This window comes from Streptomyces sp. JNUCC 63 (assembly GCF_054366325.1).
The window spans coordinates 1,824,612-1,835,925 of sequence record NZ_CM135963.1; the positions used below are offsets into that span (position 1 = coordinate 1,824,612).

The 11,314-nt window shown below is 69.9% G+C and carries 7 protein-coding genes; 2 read left to right on the forward strand and 5 right to left on the reverse strand.

Annotated elements, in window-relative coordinates; translation table 11 throughout:
* Positions 1 to 17 precede the first annotated feature (17 nt).
* Positions 18 to 929, forward strand: a complete 912-nt coding sequence (locus tag ACX25U_RS08280; protein WP_454390108.1) for an endonuclease/exonuclease/phosphatase family protein — start codon at positions 18 to 20, stop codon at positions 927 to 929.
* Between the two features lie 157 nt (positions 930 to 1,086).
* On the opposite strand, the gene ACX25U_RS08285 is transcribed toward ACX25U_RS08280, so the two are convergent.
* A complete protein-coding gene (locus ACX25U_RS08285; protein WP_454390110.1) occupies positions 1,087 to 5,064 on the reverse strand; it encodes a CDP-glycerol glycerophosphotransferase family protein in 3,978 nt (1,325 codons plus the stop codon).
* 369 nt (positions 5,065 to 5,433) lie between these two features.
* Here ACX25U_RS08285 and ACX25U_RS08290 point away from each other — a divergent pair, with 369 nt between their 5' ends.
* Positions 5,434 to 6,510, forward strand: coding sequence for an LCP family protein (locus tag ACX25U_RS08290; RefSeq protein WP_454390112.1), 1,077 nt, complete (start codon positions 5,434 to 5,436; stop codon positions 6,508 to 6,510).
* A 56-nt stretch (positions 6,511 to 6,566) separates the two neighbouring features.
* Here the strand turns inward: ACX25U_RS08290 and ACX25U_RS08295 are convergent, their stop codons facing one another.
* From ACX25U_RS08295 to pgsB, 4 genes are all read right to left on the reverse strand, one after another.
* Positions 6,567 to 7,682, reverse strand: coding sequence for a hypothetical protein (locus ACX25U_RS08295; protein WP_454390114.1), 1,116 nt, complete (start codon positions 7,680 to 7,682; stop codon positions 6,567 to 6,569).
* A gap of 335 nt (positions 7,683 to 8,017) precedes the next feature.
* Positions 8,018 to 9,088 (reverse strand): NlpC/P60 family protein, encoded by a 1,071-nt coding sequence (locus ACX25U_RS08300; RefSeq protein WP_454390116.1) that lies wholly within the window; start codon positions 9,086 to 9,088, stop codon positions 8,018 to 8,020.
* A gap of 20 nt (positions 9,089 to 9,108) precedes the next feature.
* Positions 9,109 to 9,591 carry a poly-gamma-glutamate biosynthesis protein PgsC/CapC gene (locus tag ACX25U_RS08305; protein ID WP_365774225.1) on the reverse strand — a complete coding sequence of 161 codons (483 nt, stop codon included), beginning with the start codon at positions 9,589 to 9,591 and terminating at the stop codon, positions 9,109 to 9,111.
* Positions 9,588 to 11,312, reverse strand: a complete 1,725-nt coding sequence (gene pgsB / locus ACX25U_RS08310) for a poly-gamma-glutamate synthase PgsB (RefSeq protein WP_454390118.1) — start codon at positions 11,310 to 11,312, stop codon at positions 9,588 to 9,590. Before pgsB ends, ACX25U_RS08305 begins: the two co-directional genes overlap by 4 nt.
* Positions 11,313 to 11,314 lie beyond the last annotated feature (2 nt).

Here is an 11,314-nt window from a genome sequence, read left to right on the forward strand (position 1 = left end):
CCGACCATGATGTCCTGATGCCTTGGACCACCCCCCGGCCCGAATCCGGCCACCGCGGACGCCCCGGGCGCAGGGCCATTGCCGCCGTGGCGGCGCTGCTGGGTCTCGCCACCGTGCTGACCGTGGTACAGACGTCCGGGCCGACCCGCTCCTTCGCCTCGGAGCAGACGCTCACCGTGGCGACCTGGAACATGTGCGGTGTGGAGCAGTGGAACTGCCGGGGAACCGGGAGCCGCGCCGCGAAGCAGGACGAGCTGGAAGGTCTCGTCGCCCGGTCCGGGACCCAGGTGGTCTTCCTGCAGGAGGCCTGCGCCGGTGACCTGGAGACGGTACGCGGAACCCTCGGCCGGACCTGGCACACGGAGTTCCGGCCCTACACCTGGCGCGACGCCTCGGGCCGCACCGGCGTCGTGCGCTGCGCCGAGCCCGGGCAGGGCGCCGCCGGTTTCGCGCTGCTCTCGTCGTACCGGCTGTCCGCCGTCACCGCGGTGGCCGCACAGCAGCCCTCCGTAGGACTGCGGCGTGGCATCCTCTGTGCCACGGTCGCAGCGCATGACGTCCGGGTGTGCACCGCCCACCTCAGCCCGCCGGGAAGCGACCGCGCCCACCCGGACTGGGAGTTGCGCGACGACCAGCTCAAGGCGCTGGCAGCCGCGGTGCCCGTACGGCGCACGGTCTACGGCGGTGATCTGAACGTGGATCCGCCGGGACCGCGCAACCCCGCCTCGTGGGTCTGGTCGGGCGGTCCCTACCGCACGCACCGGGAGTGCGACCAGGCGTCCGCGTCGTCCCGTTCCGGCCGGGCCACCCATGTCTCCGGGCACAAGCTGGACTACTTGTTCACCGGGCTGCCCCGCGTCCGGTGCGCAGTGCGTGACACCGGCGTGTCCGACCACTTCGCCCTGTTGCTCCGGGTGCGGACCGGCTGAAGATGCGCCGACGGGACACCCGTCCGGGCGTCTGCAGGTGCCGGGTGTGGTGGCCGCCTCCGGCTGCTTCACGGGCGCGGTCATCACTGCCGACGGCCGTTCGGGGCGGCCGGCTGTCGGGGCGGCCCTCCCGGGACATGGTCGACCGTCGTCGGCGTCACACGATCACGTCCTCGTGCGCCCGGCCGTCGCCCGACTGCGGCGGCGCGGACCGTCCGAACGGCTGCTGAAGCCGTGTGGCCGTCAACTGCGGTGTCCGGGAAGGAGTTGCGGACCGAGTCTGCCCGGCGGGTGCCTGCTGGCCGACCGGGGAGGGGCGGGGCGCCGGGCCCGGTTGGGTCGGCACCGCTCCCATCATCGTGCCGGCCCCGGCCCGGGGCTGCTGCGCAGTACGCCGTTGCGAGGTGAACCAGTTCTGGGCGTCCCACTGGAGCGGGGTGAGCGCGCGGCCCGCGTGCCGGGTGTCGACGGTGCCTACCGCCGGAGCGTGCGCGTCCTCGCGTGCGAGGTCGCCACCCGCGACCAGCATGCGGTCGGCGAGCCGCGCGGAGGCGTGCCCGTCGTCCAGGTCGCAGAACTCGCGCTGGAACCAGCGGTAGCGCTCGGCGTAGGCGTCCTGGATGCGGTCGATGTCGCGGATGGCGGTCACCAGGTCCTCGGAGGTGGACACGAGGGGTCCGGGCGCGCTGCGCTCGAAGTCGAAGTAGAAGCCGCGCAGGGTGTCACGGTAGTGGTCGAGATCGTAAGTGAAGAAGAGGATCGGGCGGCCGGTGTTGACGTAGTCGAACATCAGGGACGAGTAGTCCGTGATCATCACGTCGGTGATGAGGGAGAGATCCGCCATGTCCGGGTAGTCCGAGACGTCGAAGACGAAGCCGTCACCGGCCCCCGGCACCGGGTCCACCACGTTGGGGTGACGGCGGACCAGGAGCACGTGATCGGCGCCCAGCCGGGCGCGGGCGTCGGCGAGGTCGATGCGGAAGTCGAGTTTGTACTTGCCCGGTGCGTAGAACTGGTCGTCGCGCCAGGTGGGGGCGTACATCACGATGCGCTTGTTTCGGGGCAGCCCGATGCGCCGGCGGATCCACTGCTCGCGCTGTTCCATGCCGGAGCGGCGCAGGATGTCGTTGCGCGGGTAGCCGGACTCGACCATCTCGCCCGCGAAGCCGAAGGCGCGCTTGAGGATCGGGGTGGAGAAGCTGTTGGGCGAGACCAGCATGTCCCAGTTCTGCACCTCCTTCTCGACCCGTTCCAGGTAGCGCTGGTCGGCGAAGTGGATGGCCTCGATGTCGTGGCCGATCTTCTTCAGCGGTGTGCCGTGCCAGGTCTGCACGACCACCTGACCCTCGCGCTTGACGAACCAGTCCGGGAGGTGGTTGTTGACAACGATGTACCGGCTGGTGGCCAGCGCCTCGTACCACTCGGGGGACCACATGCGGACGGCGGTGACGCTCGAGGGGAGCGGAACCTGGTCGTCGCGCACGACCCACAGGTGGTCGAGGTGGACGCCGCGCCGGAGCAATTCCTCGTGCAGAGCTCGGGGACTGTCGGAGTACTGGGTGCCCTTGAAGGTGTCGAAGAGCACCGCGGGGCGCACCGCTGTGCGCCGGGCCGCCGGATAGGCCTTGGTGCGCAGCAGTTTCTGGCGGTACGGGCCGCGGGCGTGGTCAGGCATGGCGGAGTGGACGAGCAGGCTCAGACGGTCGTAGGCCTCCGCCTGGAGTTCGTAGCGGCGCTCGTTCTCCTCGTACTCCTGCGGGAACGCGGCCACGAGATCCTGTTCGATCTTCACCATCAGGTCTTCGAGCCGGTCCTCGCGGGCCACCGCGGAGAGGTTCTGGCGACGCAGGAAGAAGTCCCAGCGGCCGGCCGCGAGCGGGATGTCGCCAGCCAGGGTCCGCATCGCGGCCGGGGTCAGCACGCAGCGGAAGTTCCTGCCGTCCCAGACGAGGGGGACGTCGCGTTCGGCGCCGTGCGCCCGCGAGCGTACGACCATGTGGGCGGACCGGTACTCGGCCTCGGAGAGCCGGTCCGTGGCCGCGTACCGGCCGTGGATCTCCAGCGAGCCGTCCTCACGCCAGGCGAAGCCGGTCGCCGTCGGCAGGGTCGCGCGCTCGAACAGGACCAGATAGCCGGAGCCGTTACGGTGCACGACGACCTCGCGGTCGCTCTCACGGGTCTGCAGCGAGGCGGGCATGCGGTAGTGCCCGTCGGCCGTGTCCTCGGCCATGACCGGGTAGATCGTCATCTTCCGGCCCTCGACATGGAAGGTGGTCTTCCAGCCGTTGCTGCCCATGCTCCAGGACTGCGGGATCTCCGCCTCGCCCTGGGCGTCGGTCCGGAATCCCGGGACGAGGGCGCGCAGCGGCAGCCGGGTGGTGAAGGTGCACCAGCCTTCGCCGCCGGGAGTGAAGCGCACCCAGGCGTCGTGGCGCCCGGCACCGCCCATGTTGGTGATCCGGAACTTGCCCCATTCGGGCACGGTGGGGCCGAGGTAGACGCCGCGCAGTTCGAGCTGTTCACCGACGACGCGGTGTCCGGTGATCCGGCAGCGCACGATCTCCACGCGCAGCTTGAGCTTGCCCTGCACGAACAGTGGCAGGATGCGCGTGTTGCGGTCGACGTACCGGTACGGCGGGTTGGCTGCGCTGCCCGCGGCGCCCCGGTCGATGCCCCGGTAGCGGAACAGCCCGCGGCTGAGGACACCGGCGGCGACGTCCCACGTGCCCTCGACCCACTTGTCCTTCTGCTTCAGGCGGCTCGTGTCGAAGCGTGCCTCGAAGCCGGCCCAGTCGTAGCAGTAACGGTTCTGCTGCGACTGTTCGGTGGCCTGCGGGGCGTAGGTGGTCTTCGCCGGGGCAACGAGCGTCCGCCCCTGCTTCTTGTTGCGCAGCGCGATCGCCTTCACCGACATGTGCTTCTTGTGCACGTTGATGAAACGGATGTACGCCGTGCCGGTGAGCGTCAGCAGGTCGGAGTCGGCGTCCCAACTGGTCCCGGTGAGCGAACCGTGCAGGGACAATTCCTTGTCGAGGCGGTACGCCTTCTTGTCCAGACCCACCTCCCGGTCCCCGAGGTAGGGGTACTTCAGGTAGCGGTGGAAGCGACGGTGTACGGGCATGGGACCGCCGCGCCGCTCGAACTCGATGACTTCGAGAAGCTCGGCCAGCCGCCCCGCCCGTACCAGGTGCCACTTGACCCGGGCGTCCGCGGGCAGTTCGTCGATGATGGTGAGGTCGGCCTCGTCGAGGAACTCGTTGGCCCACTGCATGAAGGCCTCGCGGTACTCCTCGCCGGCGTCCGGCAGCACCTTCAGGTGGAGCATCAGGTCGGACTTCAGGCAGGCGAGGTCGTACTTGCGCTTGCTCTCCTCGTGCCGGCCCGAGCGCGGATCGGCGAGGAAGCGGCTGACCGACTGCACCGCCGCGACCCGGTCGCGCAGGTTGGACAGTTCGGTGTGGCGCTGCGTGATCGAAGGAGCCGCCCCTCCTTCCCGGCGCCGCCAGAAGTAGACGATGTCGGTGATGACGTCGACCTTCTCGGCCCGGAAGTGGGCGAACATGTTGACCCAGGAGTCCTCATACAGGACGCCCTCGGGAAACTCGATGGAGTGGTAGTCCCAGAAGGACCGCCGGAACAATTTGTTCCAGACGGTGCGGTCGTATATCAGCGCCTCGAACTTGGTGATGTGGGTGCCGCGCCGGTTCTTCTGCATCGGGCCCTTGTGCAGCGGGGACTGCCACTTCTTCGTGGAGTTCATCATCTGCACGTTGCCGGAGACGAAGTCCGAGCCGGACTCCGTCAGGGTGCGCACCAGCAGTTCGTAGGCGTACTCGGGGATGACGTCGTCGCCGTCGACGAAGGCGAGGAACTCGCCCTTGGGGTGCATCGCGCGCAGGCCGGTGTTGCGGGCGTGGCCGGGGCCGTGCGGCTCCTGGCGGATGAGCCGGAAGCGCGGGTCACGAGCGCAGAAGTCTTCAGCGATCCCGGTGGACCTGTCAGTGGAGCCGTCGTCGACGAGGATCACCTCGAAGTCGCGGAACGACTGGCGCGCTATCGACTCCAGGCACTCGGCGAGGTAGACCTCCACGTCCTGAAACGGGACGACAACGCTCAGACGCGGATGGTCCGCCAACTCGTACTCCTACCAACGCACTTCGCCCACCAGACGGCACACCACTCCACAGTGGACGCCCACCCCCTGCTCGGCATGTCCGGCCGGCCCCCTGGCCGCTTGGGACATCGCACGATTCCGTAACCTCCGGTAAAGGCCCCCCTCAACCGTCGATCACAGGTTCGACATCTTAGGTGAATCTTAAGCAAGGTCAAGAGAGATCAACACGCGCACCGATGAACCACCCCCCAGGTCGCCCACCCGCAAGACCTGCAGGTCGAGTTGCCTATAGTTCTCCCACTGCATTGACCACGCAGTGGGCCGGCCTCCCCCCACCCGGGCCCTGCCACTCCGCCGGCGCGGAGCCCGTAAGGAGAGGAACCGAACACGATGTCGAACACGACGGAGGCCCGGCGTGCCCCGGAGGCACCGGCCGGCGGGCACCCCCCGCGCACCAGGAGACGCTGGGGACGCATCGTGCTGTTGACGCTGCTGGTGCTGGTGCTGGCCACAGGAGGCGTCGGCTACTGGCTCTACAGTGGCCTCGACGGCAACATCAAGGGCGTCGACATCGACAAGGCCATCGGCGACGACCGACCCGAGAAGCTGCCCACCTCCGGGCAGAACGTGCTGATCCTGGGCTCCGACTCGCGGGCCGGGGCCAACGCGGCGCTGGACACCGGAAAGGTCTCCGGCGCCCGCTCCGACACCGCACTGGTGATGCACATACCCGAGGGCCGTACCAAGGCCGTCGCCATCAGCATCCCCCGCGACACCCTGGTCACCCGACCCGAGTGCACGAAGTCCGACGGCACCACGGTGGCGTCGGCGAACCGCGTGATGTTCAACTCCATCTACGCCCAGGTCGGCCCGGCCTGCGTGGTGAAGACCGTGGAGCAGATCTCCGGCATCCGCATGGACCACTACGTGGAGATAGACTTCGCCGGCTTCAAGGGGCTGGTGGACGCCATCGGCGGGGTCACCGTCACCGTGCAGCAGGACATCCACGACAAGTCCAGCGGCCTGAACCTGACCGCCGGCACACACCGTCTGGACGGCACCCAGTCCCTGCAGTTCGTCCGCACCCGGCACGGCGTCGGCGACGGCAGCGACCTCGGACGCATCAGCCTCCAGCAGCAGTTCATGCTGAACATGCTGAGTGAGATCAAGAAGCAGGACCTTCTGGGCAGTCCCACCAAGGCGTACAAGATCGCCGACGAACTCACCGCGGCCCTCACCACCGACTCCGGACTCGCCTCGCTCACCAAGCTGGCGGAGTTCGGGCGCAGTCTGAACGGAGTCGACCCCTCCAGCATGGAGACGATCATGCTGCCGGTGCAGTACGACAAGGTCGACCCCAACCGCGTCGTGGCCGCGGAGCCCCAGGCGACGCAACTGTGGAAGGCGGTCCGTGCCGACTCCGCCATCCCCGAGTCCGCCAAGAAGTCCCCGGCGACCGGCGGTTGACCCTCACAGCGGGGCCGCCCGCGTCCGACGGGCGGCCCCCGCGCGGAGGGGGAATGTCAGAGCCGGTGCCAGCGGGTGAGGGTGAATCCGGCGCCGGCCTCCTGGCGTGCCACCTTCGGCACGCCGTCGGGGCCGATCAGCGCCATGACCACCCGTCCGCGCCCGTCTTGCGCCAGGGCGGGCACCCCTTGGCAGACCTCCGCCAGGTCGTACCACCAGAAGCCGTCCGCCTCCTTCTCGGTGGCGCCCAAGCCGAGCACCGCGGAGCCCTGCGGGTCGCGGTGGGCCAGGAGGACCCAGTCGTCGCCGTCCAGCGAGGTGCGCAGCGTCGCGTACGGCCCCTCGGTCGCGGATCCGTTCAGCGCGACGGGCGAGCCGCCCGCCCGCCAGGCCGCGGTGCCACCGGAGACGGCGTCCGCCCAGAGGAAGGTGGGCCGGTCCGGGCCGGTCTCCAGCGCGGCGACCGTGCCCGGGACCGGGCCCAGCGAGAAGCCCCGTGGGCCCGTGAAGTCACCGCCGGGCTCCAGTTGGCGCCAGACGAGCACTCCCGTCTCGGCCGCGGCACAGATCTCGATCCGGCCATTGGCGAGGGCCACCGGGGCGGGAAGCGCGTCGACACCGGCGCCCCGCAAGTCCTCCCAGGCCCTCCACTTGCCGTTCGGGGCCTCGCGACGCAGCATCAGGCCGCCCTGGGCACCGCGGACGAAGACATGGACGGCGCCGTCCGGCGCGATCGCGCCCACCGGCGGCCCCAGTCGCGCGCCCTGTCCCCGGTCCTGGTGGGGGTTGCCCAGCGAGCGCCAGTCGGTGAAGGCGAGTCCCGTCTGGTACTGGATGGCATGGACGACGTCGATGGTGCGCGAGCCGTCCGCGCCGATACGCTCCCTGCGGCCGAGGAAGTGCACATAGGTGTCGGCGCCCTGCACGACCGTCACGTGAGTCAGCCCGGCTGCGGCCACGAAGTGCGGTCCACTCCACTCGGGACCGCCGGCGACGGTTTCCGTCCACCGCAACAGCCCGCCGTCGGTGGGGGCGTAGAGACTGAGCCGGCCGTCCTTGCCGAGGGTGAGCCAGGTCCCGTGGGCGGCCCCGGACGCGACCCGTCCCCGCCCGGCAACGGCGGGCCCGTCCTCGGGAGCGGCTCTCGCGGGTTCTGCCGGCCTTCTCCGCATGGCCTGGTGCACCTTCCTGCAGCCCTCCGTATCACGGATACGGGAACCCTGAAACTCGGAACATCATAAGCGGTTCGTTCACCAGTTCCCCGGGCGCTGCTCGTACACCTACATGGACGGCACCTGGCCAACCGCTGTTTCCGCCGGCTCGGGCCGACCGCAGCGCTGTCTCGGGCGGCTGAGCACCGGCGCCCGTCTCGGCGGGAGGGAGCTCGCGCCCGGGGTCCCGGTGGAGGCAGCGGCGACGGCGGTCCCGGTGCCGCCGTCGCCGCTGTCCGCTCGTGCGCGGTGCCGTCCCCCCGGTCACAGCCCCTCGGCCAGGTGCCCGGGTGCCTTCAGAGGCGCTTGGCGTTGCGCAGCAGCTGGGCGTAGAAGCCGTTGCCGTCGAGGCGGGAGGTGCCGCCCTTGTCGCCGATGGTGGGGCCGTTGACCTCCTTGCGGCTGGAGATGAATACCTTGTGCCCCTCCGTGTCCGGTCCCAGGTACAGGGCGACGTGGTCGAGGCGGTTGCCGGTGTGGTGGTCCATCTTGAAGAACACCAGGTCGCCGGGTTGCAGCACGTCGATGTTCTTGGGCCGCTCGTACCAGGGGGCGGGCCCCGACAGCGGAATGATCTCGGCACCCAGGTCGGAGCGGCCCATGCCGTTCGCGGTGCGCGGCAGCCCGTCGCCGACCTTGTCGGTGGCCATCAGCGGGTAGCGGGCGCGGTAGCCGAAGACGGTCCGGATGAAGCCGGAGCAGTCCATGGCGCGGTAGCGGGCCTGCTCCGGCTGCATGGTGGTGCCGTCGCGGAAGGTGTACGGAATGCCGAGGTAGTCGAAGAAGTCGGACTGCTCCAGCAGCGGGGTGCCCCGGTGCTTGCTCAGGTCCTCGTTGACCGGGCCGAAGAGGGCGTCGCCCGCGTACTGGATGCCCTCGTCGTCCTTCTTGACCGGCGCGCCCTCGATGTACTGGAAGGCGAACGCGAAGATGTCGTCCTCCTCGCTGCCGAAGTACTGCTTGAACCAGTCCTTGAACCACTTCTCCTTCTCGGCGCCCTGCTGCCACGGTTCGGGCATCAGCCGCACCCAGTCCTCGGTCACGATCCGGGACTTGGTGTTGGCGGGCTCGGTGAAGGTGCGGCTCGGTCCGCGCAGGGTCGCCGTGCGGGCCCCGTCGGTGAAGGTGGCCAGCACGGTGCCGCTGCCGGTGCGCAGCACGGAGCGGTCGGGGTTCTTCAGCCGTTCCCAGACCCGCGCGCCGCTGTCGCTGCCGGCCGCGTCCAGCGCGCTGTCGGTGACCGTCTGCACCGACGGGGCCTTCGCCTCCTGGTCCTTGCGCAGTTCGACAGTCAGGTAGGCGCTGCCGCCGAGCAGCGCGAGCACGGTCACGGCGTGCAGGACAGGACGTTTCTTCTTCGCACTCATGAGGTCGGCTCCGAGGAGGGTCAGGCGGCGGGCATGACGCCGAGGAGGATCCCGGCGGTGAGGACGACGTAGGCCATCAGGGTCACGGAGCCCGTGGCGAGCAGCGTCGGGCCCTTGGGCTGGCGGACCAGCTGGTAGGCGATCAGGCCGGGGACGATGAAACCGAGGGTCTGGTTGGCGTACATCAGCGGGAATTCGAGCGAGAGCACGATCATCACCGTGGCCTGGAGGATCACGCCGGTGAGCACGACGGCGGCGAACAGCCGCTTGCCGTAGAGGATCACGTATCGCTGCAGCAGCAGCGTGCCCAGGTAGGTGAGGACGGTGACCCCGACGACCATGGCGGCCCGCTGGAGGTCCTCGACGAGGGTGAGCGCCAGCCAGCCCGGGGTGATCATGCCGCCGGGTGACAGGTTGGTCGTGAGGTAGCAGACCAGCGAGAAGAGCAGGCCCAGGGCGATGCCGATGGCGGCGATCTCTGGGGTGAGGACGGAGGGGATCAACGCTGTTCTCCTGGACTGTGCCACTGCTGGTCGTCGGCGGGCGGTGGGGGCGGAACGCGGGGTTCGAACAGGCCGCGTGGGCGCTGCTGCTGGTGCTGCGGGGGTTGCTGGTCCGATGAGCCCTGCAGGGCCTGTAGCGCCTGAGAGGTATGTCGGACCTGCGCGGCTTGCGGGGCCTGCGGTGTTTCCGCGGGTCGGTTCCAGTCGGCGGGCTGTCGGGGGCCGCCCGGCATCTGCGGGCCCGGAGGCTCGGCTCCGGGCTGCGGGGGCGGGGGCCCTGCCGCCACCCGCGGGTGCGGATGCTCGGCGGCTGGTTGCCGGGGGATGTGGACCTGCGGGATCGGCTGGGTCGAGTACCGCGACTCGTACGCCTCCGAGTAGTGCTGGTACGGGTCGATGCGCGGCGCGTACAGGGCCAGGGTGTCGGCCGGGTGCGGCGTTGCGGCGCCGAAGGCGGCCGGGACGGGCTGGGCCTCGGGGGCGGCGCCCGGCTCCTGGGGCTCGGGACCGTCCGCCGGGTTCCCGGCGGGGACGGCGGTGTCGTCGGCCGGGAGTTCCGCGAGGTGTTCCAGGAGGATTTCGCCCTGGCCGTGGATGTTGCCGATGGCGACGAGAGAGGAGTCGGGGCCCAGCCGGTCGAGCAGCGCGGCCATGAACTCCTCGGGGTCACGCCGGTCGCCGCCGAGGTCGACGGCGCGGGAGCGGAACTCGGCGGGGATGGCGTCGATCGCGGACTTCGCCGGGTGGCCGATCACGAACACGTGCTCGGGGTCGAGGTCGGGGATGATCTCGCCCATCTGGCCGTTGCGTTCGACGCGGTCGGGTCGGCAGTTGATGACCACGCTGAGCGGGCGGTGGATCGCGCCGAGGTCGAGCAGCTGGTTGATGTTCATCAGCGTCGACTCGGGGTCGTTGGCCGCGAACACGTTGGCGAAGCGCAGCCGCTTGCCGTCGTCGGTGCGGTAGCGCTCGACCGACAGCACGCCCGGGTCCGGCGGGGCGTCGTACATGCCCTGCAGGGCCGTCCTGCGTTCCACGCCGAGGAGTTCGGCCACCGCGAGGGCGATGGCCACGTTCTCCTTGAAGGTGAACCAGCTGAAGCCGCGCAGCTCCTCGTCGGTGACCGTCTCGGGGTCCGCGTAGATCAGCTCGCAGTTCCGGGCGTCCGCCTCCTCCTGCAGGATGTGGAAGCGTTCCTTCTCGGCGGTGACGCAGATGCCGTTCTCCGGCATCGAGCGGCACAGCGACCGGGCCACGTCGTCGAGGGTGGGCCCCATCTCGGCGAGGTGGTCCTCGCGTACGTTGCACAGCACGCCGATGGTGGAACGGATCAGCTTGGACTGGTTGATCTCCTGGAGCGCGGGCATCACGGCCATGCACTCGATGACCAGCGCGTGCGGCCGGTAGGCGGCGGCGCGCCGGACGATGCCGATCTGCTCGACGACGTTGGCGATGCCGAACTTGCGGTAGACGGGTTCCTCGGTGGCGTCCGGGTGGATGAACCGGGCGGCGGTGCCGGTGGTCTTGGCGACCGTGGTCAGCTCGCCGCCGCGCAGGGCGCCCGCGCAGAGCCGGGTGATGGAGGACTTGCCCCGAATGCCGTTGACGAGGACACGGGTGGGGATCTGCTCGAGGTTGGCGTAGTGCCGCCGCTGTTCGACGACCCCGGCGACGAGCAGGATCGCGGCGCAGACCACCAGCACGGTGTACAGGAAGAGCACGG

Coding starts and splice junctions, on each gene's coding strand:
- ACX25U_RS08295 (WP_454390114.1), bottom strand. CDS start 7,682: ATGCGGAGAAGGCCGGCAGAACCCGCGAGAGCCGCTCCCGAGGACGGG.
- ACX25U_RS08290 (WP_454390112.1), top strand. CDS start 5,434: ATGTCGAACACGACGGAGGCCCGGCGTGCCCCGGAGGCACCGGCCGGC.
- ACX25U_RS08300 (WP_454390116.1), bottom strand. CDS start 9,088: ATGAGTGCGAAGAAGAAACGTCCTGTCCTGCACGCCGTGACCGTGCTC.
- ACX25U_RS08280 (WP_454390108.1), top strand. CDS start 18: ATGCCTTGGACCACCCCCCGGCCCGAATCCGGCCACCGCGGACGCCCC.